This window comes from Kitasatospora sp. NPDC101157 (assembly GCF_044768255.1).
Classification (GTDB): Bacteria; Actinomycetota; Actinomycetes; order Streptomycetales; family Streptomycetaceae; genus Kitasatospora.
Genome location: NZ_JBIWPL010000020.1, coordinates 86,023 through 102,452, shown reverse-complemented (window position 1 = coordinate 102,452; position 16,430 = coordinate 86,023). Strand labels below are relative to the sequence as shown.

The 16,430-nt window shown below is 72.2% G+C and carries 17 protein-coding genes; 9 read left to right on the top strand and 8 right to left on the bottom strand.

The window, feature by feature from the left end:
- The first annotated feature begins 33 nt into the window (after positions 1-33).
- Positions 34-1,842 (top strand): GAF domain-containing protein, encoded by a 1,809-nt coding sequence (locus ACIRVF_RS31050; protein WP_402825113.1) that lies wholly within the window; start codon positions 34-36, stop codon positions 1,840-1,842.
- A gap of 93 nt (positions 1,843-1,935) precedes the next feature.
- On the opposite strand, the gene ACIRVF_RS31045 is transcribed toward ACIRVF_RS31050, so the two are convergent.
- Positions 1,936-2,784: an HAD family hydrolase gene (locus ACIRVF_RS31045; protein ID WP_402825110.1), complete on the bottom strand. Its 849-nt coding sequence runs from the start codon at positions 2,782-2,784 to the stop codon at positions 1,936-1,938.
- Between the two features lie 187 nt (positions 2,785-2,971).
- Between ACIRVF_RS31045 and ACIRVF_RS31040 the strand changes: the two genes are divergently transcribed.
- Positions 2,972-3,214 carry a hypothetical protein gene (locus ACIRVF_RS31040; protein WP_402825107.1) on the top strand — a complete coding sequence of 81 codons (243 nt, stop codon included), beginning with the start codon at positions 2,972-2,974 and terminating at the stop codon, positions 3,212-3,214.
- Positions 3,215-3,232: 18 nt separating this feature from the next.
- On the opposite strand, the gene ACIRVF_RS31035 is transcribed toward ACIRVF_RS31040, so the two are convergent.
- Positions 3,233-4,120, bottom strand: a complete 888-nt coding sequence (locus ACIRVF_RS31035) for an LLM class flavin-dependent oxidoreductase (RefSeq protein ID WP_402825105.1) — start codon at positions 4,118-4,120, stop codon at positions 3,233-3,235.
- Between the two features lie 80 nt (positions 4,121-4,200).
- On the opposite strand from ACIRVF_RS31035, the gene ACIRVF_RS31030 reads away from it, so the two are divergent.
- From ACIRVF_RS31030 to ACIRVF_RS31020, 3 genes are all read left to right on the top strand, one after another.
- Positions 4,201-4,515 (top strand): hypothetical protein, encoded by a 315-nt coding sequence (locus ACIRVF_RS31030; protein ID WP_402825102.1) that lies wholly within the window; start codon positions 4,201-4,203, stop codon positions 4,513-4,515.
- Between the two features lie 68 nt (positions 4,516-4,583).
- Complete coding sequence (locus tag ACIRVF_RS31025; protein WP_402825099.1) at positions 4,584-5,792, top strand: hypothetical protein; 1,209 nt, start codon at positions 4,584-4,586, stop codon at positions 5,790-5,792.
- A gap of 255 nt (positions 5,793-6,047) precedes the next feature.
- Positions 6,048-6,650, top strand: coding sequence for a hypothetical protein (locus ACIRVF_RS31020; protein ID WP_402825097.1), 603 nt, complete (start codon positions 6,048-6,050; stop codon positions 6,648-6,650).
- Between the two features lie 28 nt (positions 6,651-6,678).
- On the opposite strand, the gene ACIRVF_RS31015 is transcribed toward ACIRVF_RS31020, so the two are convergent.
- Genes ACIRVF_RS31015 through ACIRVF_RS31000 form a run of 4 tightly spaced genes read right to left on the bottom strand, consistent with a single transcriptional unit; the run spans position 6,679 to position 10,482 of the window.
- Positions 6,679-7,197: a hypothetical protein gene (locus ACIRVF_RS31015; protein WP_402825094.1), complete on the bottom strand. Its 519-nt coding sequence runs from the start codon at positions 7,195-7,197 to the stop codon at positions 6,679-6,681.
- On the bottom strand, positions 7,194-7,742 hold the full coding sequence (locus ACIRVF_RS31010) for a hypothetical protein (protein ID WP_402825091.1): 549 nt from the start codon (positions 7,740-7,742) through the stop codon (positions 7,194-7,196). Before ACIRVF_RS31010 ends, ACIRVF_RS31015 begins: the two co-directional genes overlap by 4 nt.
- Positions 7,743-7,745: 3 nt before the next feature.
- The gene (locus ACIRVF_RS31005) at positions 7,746-10,034 is read right to left on the bottom strand and encodes a hypothetical protein (RefSeq protein ID WP_402825088.1); all 2,289 of its coding nucleotides are present in this window, start codon (positions 10,032-10,034) and stop codon (positions 7,746-7,748) included.
- Positions 10,035-10,047: 13 nt separating this feature from the next.
- On the bottom strand, positions 10,048-10,482 hold the full coding sequence (locus ACIRVF_RS31000; protein ID WP_402825085.1) for a hypothetical protein: 435 nt from the start codon (positions 10,480-10,482) through the stop codon (positions 10,048-10,050).
- Between the two features lie 204 nt (positions 10,483-10,686).
- On the opposite strand from ACIRVF_RS31000, the gene ACIRVF_RS30995 reads away from it, so the two are divergent.
- From ACIRVF_RS30995 to ACIRVF_RS30980, 4 genes are read left to right on the top strand one after another with little or no spacing between them, the layout of a single operon-like run.
- Positions 10,687-11,661 (top strand): ABC transporter ATP-binding protein, encoded by a 975-nt coding sequence (locus tag ACIRVF_RS30995; protein WP_402825083.1) that lies wholly within the window; start codon positions 10,687-10,689, stop codon positions 11,659-11,661.
- The gene (locus tag ACIRVF_RS30990; RefSeq protein ID WP_402825080.1) at positions 11,645-12,544 is read left to right on the top strand and encodes an ABC transporter permease; all 900 of its coding nucleotides are present in this window, start codon (positions 11,645-11,647) and stop codon (positions 12,542-12,544) included. Before ACIRVF_RS30995 ends, ACIRVF_RS30990 begins: the two co-directional genes overlap by 17 nt.
- Before the next feature lie 38 nt (positions 12,545-12,582).
- Positions 12,583-13,500: an ABC transporter ATP-binding protein gene (locus ACIRVF_RS30985; protein ID WP_402825078.1), complete on the top strand. Its 918-nt coding sequence runs from the start codon at positions 12,583-12,585 to the stop codon at positions 13,498-13,500.
- A 52-nt stretch (positions 13,501-13,552) separates the two neighbouring features.
- Positions 13,553-14,269: an ABC transporter permease gene (locus tag ACIRVF_RS30980; protein WP_402825075.1), complete on the top strand. Its 717-nt coding sequence runs from the start codon at positions 13,553-13,555 to the stop codon at positions 14,267-14,269.
- Positions 14,270-14,300: 31 nt separating this feature from the next.
- Here ACIRVF_RS30980 and ACIRVF_RS30975 read toward each other — a convergent pair whose 3' ends face one another.
- Positions 14,301-15,539 carry a CynX/NimT family MFS transporter gene (locus ACIRVF_RS30975; protein ID WP_402825072.1) on the bottom strand — a complete coding sequence of 413 codons (1,239 nt, stop codon included), beginning with the start codon at positions 15,537-15,539 and terminating at the stop codon, positions 14,301-14,303.
- Positions 15,540-15,634: 95 nt separating this feature from the next.
- On the bottom strand, positions 15,635-16,366 hold the full coding sequence (locus ACIRVF_RS30970) for a FadR/GntR family transcriptional regulator (protein WP_402825069.1): 732 nt from the start codon (positions 16,364-16,366) through the stop codon (positions 15,635-15,637).
- Positions 16,367-16,430 lie beyond the last annotated feature (64 nt).

Genomic DNA, 16,430 nt, shown 5'->3' with positions numbered 1-16,430 from the left:
TCGGCTGAAAAACGTACAAATTAGGCTTTCTCCATGGACCCCACGCCGGACCTTCCCGAGGCCGCCCCCGAGCCGACACCCCACCGGGTGCCCGAGATCGCCTCGCTCGGACTGGACACCCTGGTCACCGAGGTCGCGGAACGCCTGCAGTCCGCCGCCGCGGTCACCGACCGGATGCAGCGGCTGCTGGAGGCGGTGGTCTCCATCGGGGCCGGGCTCGACCTGCATGCCACGCTGCACCGGATCGCCACCGGCGCCGCCGAGCTCGTCGACGCCCGGTACGCGGCGCTCGGGGTGATCGCCCCCGGCGGGGACGGCCTGGCCGACTTCATCCACGTCGGCATCGACGACGTGACCGCCGCCGAGATCGGCGAACTGCCCGCCGGCCGCGGCATCCTCGGCGCGCTGATCGACCGTCCCGAGCCGCTGCGGCTGTCCGAGCTCGGCGCCGACCCGCGCTCCTCCGGCTTCCCGTCGCACCACCCGCAGATGAGGACCTTCCTGGGCGTGCCGATCCGGGTCCGGGAGGAGGTCTTCGGCAACCTCTACCTCACCGAGAAGAAGGGCGGCGGCGCCTTCACCCCCGAGGACGAGCAGGTGGTGCACGCGCTCGCCGCGGCCGCCGGCGTCGCCATCGAGAACTCCCGGCTGTACGAGGAGGGGCGCCGCCGCGAACGCTGGATCGCCGGCGCCGCCGCCGTCACGACCGCCCTGCTCTCCGCCGAGCAGGCCGAGGGCGCGCTGACCGTCGCGGCCGAGCAGGTACGGGAGTTGGCGGACGCGGCGCTGGGGATGATCCTGCTGCCCACCGCCCCGGTCGGCGAGGGGGACTGCCAGATGCGGGTCGCCCACGCCTCCGGCGAGGCCGCCGAGTTCGTCCGCGGCGAGCTGCTGCCCAAGGACAGCTTCGCCGCCCGGCTGCTGAAGGGGGAGAGCGTCTACCTGGACGACATGTCCGGCGACCCCACCGTGGTGATGCGGCTCGCCCGCAGCTTCGGCCCGTCCATGGCCGTGCCGATGGTCTCCCGCGGGCGGGTGCTCGGCGGGCTCTGCGTCTGGCGCCCGCGCGGCGCGCTGCCGTTCACCGACTCCGAGAAGCAGCTCGCCGAGACCTTCGCCTCGCAGGCCGCCCTCGCCCTGCGGCTCGCCGAGGGCCAGCGCGACCAGCAGCGCCTGGCCGTCTTCCAGGACCGCGACCGGATCGCCCGCGACCTCCACGACCTGGTGATCCAACGGCTGTTCGCCACCGGGATGATGCTGGAGAGCGCGGCCCGCCGGGCCGTCGTCCCCGAGGTGAAGGTCGGCATCGGCAACGCCGTGGACGAGCTGGACGCCACCATCCAGGAGGTCCGCACCACCATCTACGCCCTCCAGCACGACAACCACGGCGACGCCCCCGACACCCTGCGCACCCGGGTCCTGCGCGAGGCCAGCCAGGCCGCGGCGGCGCTCGGCTTCAAGCCCTCGGTGAGCTTCGTCGGGCCGGTGGAGAGCCTGGTCGGCGAGAACACCGGGCGCCAACTCCTGGCCGCACTGCGGGAGATGCTCTCCAACACGGCCCGGCACGCCCGGGCCTCCCGGGTCGGCGTGGAGATCGACGCCACCGTCCACCTGGGCGACGAGGGCCGGCCCGTCGGCGGCGACCCGGAGTCGCTGGACCGGGGCGGACGGCCCGGCGTGCTGCTCAGCGTCACCGATGACGGGGTCGGCATCCCGCAGGGCGGGCGGCGCAGCGGACTGCTCAACCTGACCCGGCGGGCGGAGGCGCTCGGCGGGGCGGCCTGGCACGAGAGCGGTCCGTACCGGAAGGGGACCGTGGTGCGCTGGACCGCGCGGCTGTGAGCGGGCCCGGCCGCAACGGTTCCCCCGCCGTCAGGTGAAAGCCGAACGGGGGGAGGACTTCCCGGCCGGCGCGGCACGTTGTGAACGCTTCGGCTAGAGCAGCCGGAGCAGTTCCTCCACCACCGCCGCGACGCCGTCCTCCTCGTTGCTCACCGTGTGCTGCGCCACCGCCGCCAGCACGTGGGGGTGGGCGTTGGCGACGGCGTACGCGGTGCCCGCCCAGGCCAGCATCTCCAGGTCGTTGGGCATGTCGCCGAAGGCCACCACCTCGCTGCGGTCGATCCCGTGCTCGACGCACCAACGGGCCAGCGTGCTGGCCTTGGTGACGCCGGGCGCGCTGATCTCCAGCAGCGGGATCGGCGAGGAGCGGGTGATCTCGGCCAGGTGCCCGGCGGCCGTCCGGGCCTCGGTGAGGAAGGTGTCCGGATCGAGGTCCGGGTGCTTGGCCAGCAGCTTGAACAGGCCGCGCACCGGGCCGTCGTCCGCCAGCAGCCGCTCGGCCGGGCCGATCGCCCGGACCTCGGCGTCGCCCCACATCAGGACCTCGTACTCGGGCTCGCGGGCCCAGCCGTCCGCGTACTCGAAGGCGAACGCGGTGCCGGGCAGCTCGGTCCGCAGCGCCTCCACCACGGCCAGCGAGGTCTCGGCCGGTATCGGGAAGTACTCGATCAGCTCGCCGCCTCGCCGCACGTCCACGATCGCGCCGCCGTTGGAGCAGATCGCCACCCCGTGACCGCCGATGTGCGGGCTCAGCTGCTGCATCCAGCGCGGCGGCCGCCCGGTCACGAACACCACCTGCACCCCGGCCGCCTCGGCCGCCGCCAGGGCCGCGGCGGTGCGGTCGCTGACGGTGCCGCCGGAGCACAGCAGGGTGCCGTCCAGGTCGGTGGCGATGAGGCGGGGAGCGGTACGGGCTTGGGTCACCGGTCCATCTTCGCCCATCGCCCCCGCCCGGCTGAACACCCGGGCGGCGCCGCGGTCGGGACCGGGGCGATGACCGGGGCGATGACCGTACGGACGGGTTCCGGCCCTTCGCGCGCCGTTTCCGGCCGATCCGTCCCCCTCCGGGGTGCCGCTGCGGGCCCGGCGGGCAGGAGTCCTCCCGGTCACCCCGTCGGCAGGAAGAGCCATGCCCACTCGCCAGCTCCGTGACGAGCCGCCCCCGACCCTCTCCTCCCCTGACGCCCCGGCTGACGCCCCGGCTGACGTCCTGGCTGACGGCCCGGCCGCGGACCGCCGGGCCGTACCGACCGGTTCCCGGGAGCCGGTCCTGCTCGGCGAGGTCCTTTTCCACACCCTCGCCGAGCTCGCCCGCCGCACCCCGGACCCGGTCCCCGCCTTCCCGGCCCAGCGCACCCGCCCGCACCCGTGACGCCCGGCCCGGCAGGGGTCAGCCCAGCTGGGCCAGGCCCTCGGTGGCGATCCTCTCGAAGACGGCGAGGTCGTTCTCGAAGATCGAGTGCGGCACCGGCCAGTGGATCACCAGCTCGGTGATCCCCAGCTCCCGGTACGTTCCGGCCCAGTCCACGAAGGCGTCCACCGACTGCAGCGGCTTCTCCGCCGTCGAGCCCTGGAGCAGCACCTTCTCCAGCGTCGCCACGTCCCGGCCGCGGGCCTCGCAGGCCGCCGTCAGCTTGGCGATCTGCTGGGCGATCACCCCGGGCGCCTGCTCCACCGGCACGTCCGCGGGCCCCTTCGGGTCCCCGTAGGTGACCCAGCCCTGCCCGTGCTCGGCCGCGAGCCGCAGCCCGCGCGGGCCGGTCGCGGCCACGTAGAACGGCACCCGAGGGGTCTGCACGCAGCCGGGGACGTTCCGCGCCTCGATTGCCGAGTAGTAGGTGCCCTCGCGGGTCGTCGCGTCCTCGCGCAGCAGCTCGTCCAGCAGCGGCAGGAACTCCCCGAAGCGGTCGGCGCGCTCCTTCGGGGACCACGCCTCCTGGCCCATGGCGGTCGCGTCGAAGCCCGTCCCGCCGGCTCCGATGCCCAGGGTGACCCGCCCGCCGGACACGTCGTCCAGCGTGATCAGCTCCTTGGCCAGCGTCACCGGATGCCGGAAGTTCGGCGAGGTCACCAGGGTTCCGAGCCGCAGCCGCTCGGTGGCGCACGCCGCCGCCGTCAGCGTCGGCACGGACCCGAACCACGGCTCGTCCCGGAAGCTCCGCCACGACAGGTGGTCATACGTGTAGGCGGCGTGGAAGCCGAGTTCCTCGGCCCGCCGCCAGATCTTCTGGCCCTCGCTCCACCGGTGGATGGGCAGGATAACGGTACTCAAGCGCATACGGTGACGATACGCGTGCGGATCGGCGGGACTTCGGACCGCCCGCAAGTCGGCACGATCAGGTCCGCTAGCGTGGCGCCATGCGCACGTTGAGCAGGCGAGAACTGGCCGCGCTGGTCGAGGAAGCGACGGTCGACACCTACGACGAGCACGAGGAGCTGTCGGCTCTGTTCACCGCCGTCCAGGAGAACCTGGCGGTGCCGTTCAGCACCTCGATGCTGGGCGTCGAGGTGACCGTGCGCGGCATCGACCTCTCACCGGACGGAAGGATCGTCGCCCAGTGCACCCGCGGTGAGTTCCGGCAGACGATCGGGTTGCTGGACCTTCCGCTGCCGGAACCGGCTCCGGACGGAGCGGAGTGGGTCGAGGCGTACCGCTACTACTGGACGCAGTGAGCGTCGGAACCTTCAAGATCGAGAGGGCCTGCACGGCTGTCGTGGTACGGAACGAGAATGAGACGTCGTTGCGAGACCTGATCGAGCGAAGCTCCGGACTGAAGGGTGAACTCGTCGCCTTCGCCCGGAGCGCACGCTTCGACCGGTGGTTGACGCCCCTCCTCCTGGAGGCCGCCGGGCCCCAGCGGCAATTGGAGGAAGGCGATGCGATCCGGATCACCGACAACTTCATCCTGCGGTACCGCTTGCCGGACGGCTCGACCGTGGTGGACCGGTTCGTCGCCGGACGACGGGGCTTGACCGAGGCAGATCGGGAGATGCTGCTCGGCTGGCGTGACCCGGTCGAGGGCATCTTCGAGATCCGGCGCAAGGACGGGGACGCCGTCGTCCTGCTGAACCTGATCGACGACCTGGAGTACCGCACGTACTCGAACGTCGGGCGGTTGGCCTTCCGCGGAGTGTCCAAGGGGGGATTCCTGCACACCTGCCTGGTGCCCGTCCATTCGGCCGACGGGGCGTGGCTGATCTCCGGAATGATGTCGTCCTACCCGAAGTCCAGCGCCACCGAGATCGCCCAGGCGGCGCTCCAACTGGCCACCGAACACCCCTCATTGGTCTTCCGCAACCCCGAGAAGATCGAGCAGGGATGGCGCTCGATGCGGGCGGACCGGGCCGCGTTCATCGAGTTCTGCGGCAGTGACGAACTGGTCCTTCCCCCTGCCGAAGTCGAGGACCGGCTCAATGCCTACTACCGGCACCGGCAGGAGACCGCCGTCGCCGAGCATCCCGACCGGGCCCGGGGCAGGCGGCTGCCCGGCCTGGACTTCCCGGCCTTCGAACTGCCGCGAGGACTCGCGAAATCGGAAACGGTCGGTGCCATTTATGACGAAGTCGACGGGCTCAACTTCTACCCGGACTACGGGATGCTGCGGGACCTCTTCGCCGATCCGGCCCTCCCCGGCCGGAGGCAGAACCAGGACCTGCTACGCGTGTACCTGCGCGAGGAGTCGATTGCACCGCTGCCGCTCCGCCGCCTGGCCGCCGCCCACCCGGAGACCGTCGACGAGGTGTTCCGGAAGCTGCTGCGGAAGCCCGGATTCACCTGGGACGAGCACGGCGAGGAGCTGCTGCGCCGGCGCAAGCCCTGGTACTACGAGCAGGAGCCCCGCCCGGGCGTTTCCGTGATCGGTGAGCGCCTCAGCGAACTCGCTGCTGGCGGCCGTCGGCAGAGGTTCACCAGGACACGGCGTGTGCCGGGTCGACCCGGCCACTCGTGACCGAGGCTGGTTTTTCGCCGTTCTCCTCACGTAGCTGCAGGCGGACCAGCGGTCGCTCACGGACCGAGGTCAGGAAGGGTTCGTCACTCGGCGATGCCCATGCCTCTGGAGCGACACGGTGGACGTTGACCTCCCGGCGCAACTCCCGGGAGGCTCGTAAAGTACGACTACTTCGCCGGGAGGGTGGGGGCGGGAGGCGCTAATCTGTCCGCCGCACCTTTATCTGATCATGCGTTAAACGGGGGTTCTTTCGTCATGTCTGTTTCCAGGAGGCTGCTCGCCACCGCTCTGGTCGCCACCGCCGCCTTCGGCCTCGCCGCCTGCGGCCCCGACAACTCGTCGGACCAGGGTGCCGGCACCGCCACCGGCACCGCGACCGCCGCCCCGGCCGGTGCCGCGTCGCCCACCGCTGCCGCCCCGGCCACCGGCACGGCCAAGCCCGCAGCGAGCGGCAAGCCCGCGCCGAGCGGCAAGGCCACCGACGGCGGCCCGGAGGGCTTCTGCACCAGTGCCCCGCTGCCCGCCGGGCAGAAGTGGATCAACGTCGAGAAGGGCACCAGCGCGACGGCCCTGGTCTACAAGGAGACCAAGGACGCGTGCGGCGTCGACAACGTCGCCCACGAGGCGACGGGCCCCGACAGGACCGCGCAGTTCGCGCCCACCGTCAAGGGCCACCTCCGGTCGGTCGTCGCCCCGCCGAAGGACGTCAACGCGGCCGACCTGGCGAAACACATCAACGAGTGCATCGCCACGCCGGGGAACCAGAAGGGCTTCTACCCCTGTTCGAGCGGCGTCTACACGGTCGCGATCGACGCCTCGGGCAAGGTCACCGAGATGTGGGAGCGTCCGAGTTCCTGAGGGGCAGCCGGTAGCGGCGCCGGGGCACTCACTTCACGGTGAGCGACTCGGCGCCGTTGGCGCACCCCAGCTTCTCGGCGGCGCGCTTGGCGAAGCCGGTCACCAGCTCGGCCCGGTGATCCCGGTCGGGCACGGCGGCGGGCGGAAAGTTCTTGTCCACCCTGAGCCGGGCCCGGTAGGGCTCGGCCTTGCCGTTCAGGGTGCAGCCGAAGACCGCCTCCCCGGCCTCGGTGCCGTCGCCGTCCGCGGCGCTGAGCACCGAGGCGAAGAGCAGCCGCTGACCCTGCCCCTGGACCGTGCAGTCCAGGCCGGGCTTGAGCTCCGGCGTCGCGGGGCGGAGCCCGGTGTCCACGAAGACCCGGGGGGTGCGCCCCAGCAGTGCGCTGATCCCCGGGTCGTCCAGGGTGCCCAGGCATTCCCCGTGGGACAGGGCGACGGCCGGCGGCCGGTACTCGGTGTGGTCGAGGTACAGGTGCCAGCCGAGCAGGCCGCCGCCGAGCAGCAGCAGGGCCGTCGCGCCCGCGGTCAGTGGTCGGGTCCTCGTCACTGGCAGGCGTCCTTCGTCTTCTGCTGCACCACGGCGGTGGCGATCTGTTCGAGGTCGCTCCGGCTGCTGTCGCCCGTGCGGGCCGCCGCTCCGGCCGTGACCTCCAGCACGACGTAGCCGTAGTCGCTCTTGGTGGGCGGGCAGGTCCGGGCGATGACGGCGCTGCCCGCCCAGGACGCGGACGGGCCGGGCTGCGCGAAGCCGTGCGCATCCGGGTGCTGGGCGGCCTCGGGCGGGAGGGCGGGCTGTCCGTCGTGATGGGTGGCCAGGACGGTGAGCGCGGTGCGCCCGTCCACCCGGATGGTGCAGGAGACCGGATCGCCGGAGCGGCCGTCCTGCCTCTCCTCCACGTCCTGCCCGCCGGGTGGCAGCAGCCGCCCGAGCGGGGAGCCGCTCCCGGTGGGCACCCCGCAGAGGTGGGCGGTCCGGCCGGGCTCCTCCGCCGGGCGGTGTCCCCGCCAGTCCAGGTAGCCGACGGCCCCGGCGGCCGCCACCAGCACCGCGAGTGCGGCGGGCAGCGGCCACCGGCCTTCGAGCATCCTCACGTGCTAACCCCTCACCTGGGTGGCCATGTTGGTGGAGAGACCGTCGATGAAGCCGGTCTTCGAGGCGTCCTGGGCGCTCGCCGCCAGCCGTTGCACGTCCGCGTAGTTGACGGAGGTCTGCAGGGAGGCGTCCCGGACCGCCTGGGAGACCGCGTCCATCGAGCTCTGCTTCGCCTGCTGGACGTAGACCCGGGCCTCCTGTTCGCCGTCCGCCGTGGTGTCGCGGGAGTTGGCCGCGATGATGTTGTTGGTGATGTCGTCGACGAGCATGCCCGACAGGTCGCTGCCGAACGGCACCTTGTCCGTGACCTTGCCGATGGTCTGGTTGAACGCGTCCTTGGCGAAGCCGACGTTCTCCGCCACGGCGTCGTTGTACGCCTTGTCGGAGGCGTGGTGCTGGGTGTGGACCTCGTCGACCCGGGCCTCGGCGAGGGTGCCGGTCACCACGCTGCCGTTCTGGGCGATGTGGTCGATGTCCGCCTGCAGCCGGGAGAAGTCGGTCTGCCCGCTGTCCAGCGCGCCGCGGATCAGCGCGCTGGTGTACGCCTGGTTGGCGTTGGTGATCGAGCCGTACGACTGCGGGTCGCGCCCGAGCGCGTCCAGCAGGCCCTGGACCTTCGAGCCGTCGAGGTTGGCCGCGGAGCCGTTGACGGGCAGGTCGTTCGCGCCCGAGGCGGCCCGCTGGACGTCCCCGATGTAGTCGGCGGCGATGTGCCCGAGGCTGCCGCGCAGCGGGGCGAACTTGCCGTCGCCCTTGATGTCGTCCAGCGCCCCGTTGCCACCGTGGGTGCCGAAGGTGTCCAGGACCCGCTCCGCCAGGGCGGCCTGCTCGGGGGTGTGCGGCTTCGGCGGGACGTCGGCCGGCTGGTCGTACGGGTGGCCGGAGGTGGCCGCCTCCAGGGCGTGACCGAGCGCGGTCGGGCCGGCGTGCTTGCTCTGGTCCAGCGCGTTCATGTCGCGCATCGAGTTGGTGTCCGGCAGCCACTCCTTGTCGTGGGTGTAGTAGGTGAAGTAGTCCGCCGGCTTGGGCTTGCCGTTCGGATTGACCGTGCCGTCCTCGTTGTAGGCGGTCGGCTGCTCGCTGAAGAACTGGTTGGCCGCGGCCGGACTGTGGCCCAGGGCGGTCAGCACCGCCGTGGTCGGCTGGAAGCCGAGGCCGCCGTCGGTGCCGCCGAGCAGGTTGAAGCCGTGCACCTTGTCGGCGACGGCCTGCGGCGGGGCCGGCCAGTACTTGTCCCGGTTGGTGTCGAGCTGGGTGACGTGCTGGGCGATCGGGTCGAGGAAGTGCGGGTCGTAGTTGCCGGTCATCAGGATGCCGGAGAGCACCTGGTAGCCGTACGGCTGGTAGTCGAACCCGCTCGGCCGCATCGGCTTGTCCCAGACCGGCTGGGCGCCGGCCTTGCGCAGGGCGGCGGCCCAGTCGTCGGACAGGTGCGGCTGGTTGCTCTGCCGGGTGGCGGTGGCCAGGTTGAGCCCGAGGTTCTTCTGCAGGTCCTGGTAGGCCTTCCAGCGCGGGTCGTTGGGGTCGCGGTAGTGCGCCGGGTCGCCGACCATGCTGTTCCAGGACTTGATCAGGCCGTCCGGTCCGAGGTCCTGGTAGAACGTCGTGGCGAACTTCGGATCGTTCTGGTGCGAGGCCAGCAGCGAGTTGAGCTCGGTGAGTTCGGTGTCGCTGATGTCCCCGCCCTTGGCCGCGAGCAGGGAGGCGCGCTTGCCGTCCGCCTCGGGGCCGCCGCCGATGGCGTTGGCGTTGAAGGAGTGGTTCTTGTCGGTGCCGCTGTCGGAGTTCAGTGCGTAGGCGATCCGCTCGTCGGCGGCGGTGGCCTCCGCGATGGCGGCGACGATCGCCTGGTGGGCGGCGTCCGCCTTGCCGCTCCACTCCTTCTGGTACTCGTCGAGGGCCTCCCGGTCGTGCCTGGTGGCGGTGTCCGGCGGCGGCCAGCTCACCGTGCCGTCACCGGTGACGGTCAGTTGGGCGGCCCGGGCGTCCGCGACGGCCTTGTCCAGCTTGGCCTTGGCGGCCTTGAACTCGGTCGCGGCGTCGGTGAAGATCGAGGCCAGGGCGTTCGCCTCGGTGACGGCGGCGCTCAACTGGTCGGCGGTGCGCTTGAGTCCGGGCCTGGCCTGGTCGGCCGCGTTGCCGACCCAGCACTCGGAGTCGACCTGGCCCACGACCGTGGTGTTCCAGTCGTCGTCCATCGACTTGAGCTTCTGCGCCACGGTGGTCCAGGCGGTCGCGGCGGCGTCCAGGGAGTCGAAGTTGGCGTTGCTGAGTTCGTGGAAGTCCACCATGTCCGTATCCCCCTCAGGCGCCCATGTCGTGCTGCACGTGCTGCTCGTGCTGCTGGTAGGCGGTGGCGCTGGTGCGCAGCGCCTGGGTGGTCTGCCCGATCGTCGTGCCGAGGGCGGTGATGCACTGGTCCCAGGTGCCGGCGGCGCTCTTGGCGGCCTGGCCGGTGCTCCAGTTGGCGAGCGAGGTGCTGACCTTGGCGGTGGCGTCGTCGGCGCCCCGGCCGTCGGTGTTCAGCCGTGCGTGGATCTGGTCGGAGTTGGTGCCCGCGGTGGCCAGCGCGTTGGAGTCGACGGAGAATCCGCCGCCCCCACCCCCCGCGGGCGCGTTCGCCGAGTTGATCTGGGTGCGGGCCACCTCCTGCGCCCGGGCCTGGGCGGTCAGGTTGCCGTCCGCGTCGTAGGCCCACGGATTCATCATCCGGTCGAACGCGGTCGCCCGATCAGACATGTCGATCGCTCTCTCTCTGCGCCGGTGCAGCTGTACCGGCACCCCCGTTGGTGGCACGTCTCAAAAAATTGCGACAAGAGTACAAGCGGACTCCTGATTTGCCGACCCTTAGGGGGGTTCGGTCCCGACGTCATACCGGGGTACTGGCAGGCCTCGTCATTCCAGCTCATGGTCCTTGCACCGCAAGGCGGTTACGTTGAGGGCGTGTCCACTGCTGTCATCAAGACCGAGGGCCTCACCAAGAGGTTCCCCCGGGTCACCGCGCTCGACCAGCTGACCGTCGAGGTGCAGCCCGGGGTCGTCGGGCTGGTCGGGGCCAACGGGGCGGGCAAGTCCACCCTGATCAAGATCCTGCTCGGGCTCGCCCCGGCGACCGCGGGCCGCGGCGAGGTGCTCGGCCTGGACATCGCCACCCGGGGTTCGGAGATCCGCGAGCGGGTCGGCTACATGCCCGAGCACGACTGCCTGCCGCCGGACGTCTCGGCCACCGAGTTCGTGGTGCACATGGCCCGGATGGCGGGGCTGCCCGCCACCGCCGCCCGCGAGCGCACCGCGGACACCCTGCGGCACGTCGGGCTCCACGAGGAGCGGTACCGCCCGATGGGCGGCTACTCGACCGGCATGAAGCAGCGGGTCAAGCTCGCCCAGGCGCTGGTGCACGACCCCCAGCTGGTGCTGCTCGACGAGCCGACCAACGGCCTGGACCCGGCCGGCCGGGACGAGATGCTGGGGCTGATCCGCCGGGTCCACTCCGACTTCGGGATCTCGGTGCTGGTCACCACCCACCTGCTCGGCGAACTGGAACGGACCTGCGACCACCTGGTCGTCATCGACGGCGGCAAGCTGCTGCGCTCCTCCTCCACCGCCTCCTTCACCGAGGCGACGGCCGTCCTCGCGGTCGAGGTCACCGACTTCCCGCAGGACGCCGGGGCGGAGCCGGGCGCCGCGGTGCGGGAGCGGCTGACCGCCGCCGGGCTGGACGCCCAGCCGGAGGGCTCGCACCTGCTGCTGGTCCGGCTGGCCGGCGAGGACACCTACGACACCATCCGCGACACGGTCGCCGAACTCGGCCTCGGCCTGGTCCGGCTGGAACAGCGCCGGCACCGGGTCGCCGAACTCTTCACCGACCACGACGACGCGAGCACCAGGGGAGGTACGGACGATGCCGCAGCCTCCTGACAGCGGGCCCGCCGACACCGGCGTCATCCACGACATCGGCTACCGCGGCTACACCGGCCCGCGCCTCGGCCGCGCCTACGCCACCCGCTCGCTCTTCACCCAGAGCCTGCGCGCCACCTACGGCCTCGGCCGCTCCGGCAGGTCCAAGGTGCTGCCGATGCTGCTGCTGGGCGTGGTCACCGTCCCGGCGATGATCTTCGTCGCCGCCGGGATCTACCTGAAGCGGGACGAACTGCCGGTGGAGTACGCCGGCTACCTCTCCGACCTCAGTCTGGTGGTGTCGATCTTCCTCGCCTCCCAGGCGCCGGTGCTGCTCTCCCGGGACCTCCGCCACCACACCGTCCCGCTCTACTTCTCCCGCCCGATCACCCGCGCCGACTACGTCCGGGCCAAGTTCGCGGCCATGGCCTGCGCCCAACTCCTGCTGATGGCGGCACCGTTGCTGGTGCTGTACGCCGGGGCACTGCTCGGCGGGATGGACTTCGGGCACAACACCGCCCAGTTCCTCTACGGCCTGGCGGCGGCCCTGCTGTACGCCCTGGTGCCCACCTCGGTGGCCCTGGTGATCGCCGCGGCCACCCCGCGCCGTGGCTTCGGGGTGGCCGCCATCATGGGCTACCTGGCAGTGAGTTCGACGGTCGCGGCCGTCGTGGTGGGCATGAGCGGCCCCGGCCCGGGCGGTTCGGACGCGGCCCAGTGGACGGCGCTGATCTCACCGAACGGCCTGGTGGAGGCGCTGGTCAACGAGGTCTTCGACCTCGGCAGCGGGCTCGACCGCCGGCACGCCCCGGGCGCGTTCGGCACCCTGGTGTTCGCCCTGGTCGCGGCGGCGATGGTGGCGGGCTCGTACCGGCTCCTGCTGCGCCGCTACAGCCGCGTCTGATCAACCGCAGTGTTCAGTGAGACGTCTGAGAGGGCGGCATGGCCACCATCACCATCGACAAGGTCTCCCGCTGGTTCGGGAACGTGGTCGCGGTCAACGACATCACGATGTCGATCGGTCCCGGCATCACCGGCCTGCTCGGCCCCAACGGCGCCGGCAAGTCGACCCTCATCCACATGATGAGCGGCTTCCTCGCCCCGTCCAACGGCGCGGTCACCCTGGACGGCGCGCCGATCTGGCGCAACCAGCAGGTGTACCGGCAGATCGGACTGGTCCCGGAACGGGAGTCGATGTACGACCACCTGACCGGCTGGGAGTTCGTCCTCGCCAACGCCGAACTGCACGGCCTGCCCCAGCCCGGCGCCGCCGCCCGGCGCGCCCTGGACCTGGTCGAGATGGCGTACGCCAAGGACCGCCGCACCGGGACGTACTCCAAGGGCATGAAGCAGCGGGTCAAGATGGCCTCGGCACTCGTCCACGACCCGGCCGTGCTGCTGCTGGACGAGCCCTTCAACGGCATGGACCCGCGCCAGCGGCTCCAGCTGATGGAGCTGCTGCGCCGCTTCGGCGCGGACGGCCGGACGGTGCTGTTCTCCTCCCACATCCTGGAGGAGGTCGAGCAACTGGCCCGGCACATCGAGGTGGTGGTCGCCGGACGGCACGCCGCCTCGGGCGACTTCCGGCGGATCCGACGGCTGATGACCGACCGTCCGCACCGCTACCTGGTCCGCTCCAGCGACGACCGCCGGCTCGCCGCCGCGCTGATCGCCGACGGCTCGACCACCGGCATCGAGGTGGACGAGCGGGAGCGGGCGCTGCGGATCGAGGCGGTGAACTTCCAGGGCTTCACCACCCTGCTGCCCAGGGTCGCCCGGGAGGCCGGCATCCGGCTGTACACCGTGTCCCCGGCGGACGAGTCGCTGGAGAGCGTCTTCTCGTACCTGGTCTCCGCGTGACACCCGGCCCGAACCCCACCGAAACCCGGACCCAGGAAGGGGCCGACCGACCATGAACCCGACCGTCGCCAGGCTGACCCTGCGCGGCCTGCTCGGCCGCCGCCGCGGCGCCCTGCTGCTGGTGGCGCCCGTCCTGCTGCTGATCGTCTCGGCGATCGCCGGCCGGTCGGACGGCGACGCGCACGGCCTGACCGTCAAGATCCTCGGCCAGCTGGACCTCGGCACCCTCGTCCCGATCCTCGGGCTGGTGATCGGCACCGGCGTGATCGCCACCGAGATCGACGACGGCTCGATCGTCTACCTGCTCGCCAAGCCGCTGCCCCGCTGGAAGATCGTCACCACCAAGCTGGCCGTCGCGGTCGGCACCACCTGGGTGTTCGCCGCCGTCCCGACCCTGCTCGCGGGGCTGCTGCTGTACGGCACCCGGGACGGCGTGGCGCTCGGCTACACCGTGGCCGTGCTGGTCGCCGGGGCCGCGTACAGCGCGCTGTTCCTGCTGCTCGGCGTGGTCACCCGGCACGCGGTGGTGGCCGGGCTGGCGTACGCGCTGATCTGGGAGTCGCTGGTCGGCAACTTCGTCCAGGGCGCCCGGACGCTGAGCGTCCAGCAGTGGGGCCGGGCGGTCGCCGAGGCGGTGGCCGGGGACACGGCGGTCGGCGCCGACGTCTCGCTCGGGGCTGCCGTCCCGCTGCTGCTGGTGGTCACCGTCGGGGCGACCGTGCTGGCCTCGGTGAAGCTGGCCGGGCTGACGCTGGCGGCCGAGGAGTAGCCGAGGAGCAGGCGAGGAGCAGCCGAGCGCCTCACAGCGTGCGGTTGCGCCCCGCGCCGAAGCCCGCCGCGCCGACCACCGCGACCAGCACCAGCATCAGCACCAGGGTGGCATCCCAGCCGCCGGTCAGCTGGTGCAGCGCACCGGCGCCCACCGGGCCGGCCGCGGCGACCAGGTAGCCGATCGCCTGGGACATCCCGCCCAGCTGGGCGGCACCGGCCGCGGTGCCGGTGCGCAGCACGATGAACGCCAGGCCGAGGCCCAGCGAACCGCCCTGGGCCACGCCGAGGATGGCCGCCGACACCCAGGCGCCGGAGACCGGGGCGACCAGCAGCAGGGCGATGCCGAGCCCGTTCAGCGCGGCCATGGTGACGGCCAGGGCGCGCTGGCTGGTCATCCGGCCGGCCATCAGCGGCACCAGGAAGGCGCCCGCGACCTGCACCAGGTTGGAGAAGGCGAAGACCAGACCGGCCTGGCCGCGGTCCATGCCGTGGTCGGCCAGGATGGTCGGCATCCAGGCGACCAGGGTGTAGACCAGCAGCGACGAGATGCCCATGAACAGGCTGATCTGCCAGGCCAGCGGGGACTTCCAGAGACCCTCGACCGGCTTGCCGGGCTGGGCGGCCGCGGCGGTCGCGGCCTTCTCCTGCCGGGAGCGCAGCACCTGCGGCAGCCAGGCCACCGCGGCGACCAGCGCGAGCAGCGACCAGGCGCCGAGCGAGGCACGCCAGCCGCCGCCGAGCGCGTGCTCCAGCGGGACGGAGGTGCCGGCGGCGAGGGTCGCGCCGACCAGCATGGTGGTCGAGTAGACGCCGGTCATGGTCGCCGCGCGGTCCGGGAACTCCCGCTTGACCAGGCCCGGCATCGACACGTTCAGCACCGCGATGGCCACGCCGATCACCACGCAGCCCGCGTACAGCGCGAACACCGAGGGCAGCACCCGCAGCAGCACGCCCGCGCCCAGCACCAGCACCGCGCCCAGGACGACGCGCTCGGCGCCGAACCGGCGGGTCAGCCGCGGGGTGAGCGGGGCGCCGACGCCCTGGAACAGCACCGGGACGGTCGTGATCAGCCCGCTCGCGGTGGCGGACAGGCCGAAGGTCCGCTGGATCTCGGCGACCATCGGCGAGACCGCGGCCAGGCAGGCGCGCATGTTCAGGGCGACCAGCACGATGCCGGTCAGCAGCAGGACGGGGTGGGCCAGCCGGGTGCGGACGGGGAGCGGGGCAGGAGTGGTGGCAACCGGCTGCTGGGCACGGGTGACGGCCATGGAGGTGCTGTTCTTTCGTGGATCAAGGGCAGACGCGGACTGAGGAGGGACGGGCGCCGGCCGCGGAACGGACGGAAGCGGGGCTGGGGCCCGTCCTACTTCCGGGCCGCGATGGCCGCGAGCAGCTGCTCGACGGCGGCGGTGGGCTCGGCGAGCAGTGCGCGACAGGCCGTCTCGGCGCGGTCCGGGTCGCCGCTCTCGATCGCGTCGACCAGCGCCTCGTGGGTGGCCACGACGGCCTCGGGCATCTCGTGGTCGCCGAAGGCGGCGGTCATCGCCTCGCGCACGGAGGCACCGAAGTAGCGGTACACCTCGGCCAGCGCCGGGTTGTGCGCGGCCTCGACGACGGCGGTGTGGAACTCCAGGTCGTGCTCGACGGTGGCCTCGCGGCTGGCCCGCTCGGGGTGGGCCGCGAAGACCTCGGCCTCCCGGGCCAGCGCGGCCCGCATCCGCCGGATGTCCTCGGGGGTGTGCCGCAGGGCGGCCAGTCGGGCGCCCTCGGTCTCCAGTGCGGCGCGGACCTCCAGGACGTCCCGGATGCCGGAGCGCTGGACGCCGCGCAGCACCGCCGCCGGGTCACTGGTGGACCGCACGAAGGTGCCTTCGCCCTGCCGGGAGACCAGCATTCCGGCGTGCACCAGCACCCGGATCGCCTCCCGGACGGTGTTCCGCCCGACCTGCAGCCGCTCGGCGAGCTCGTGCTCGGTGGGGATCTGCGACCCCACCGGCCAGGCCCCGCCGGCCAGCCGCTCGCGCAGTTGGTCGATGGTGGTGTCCACCAGGGACCGTCGCCCGGCCGCCTGCAGTCCGTTGCCGTCGCCGCTCATGCCGGGCCTCCCTTCGTGCACCACTCATCGGTCATCGGTCATCGGTCATCCTACAACCGATTGC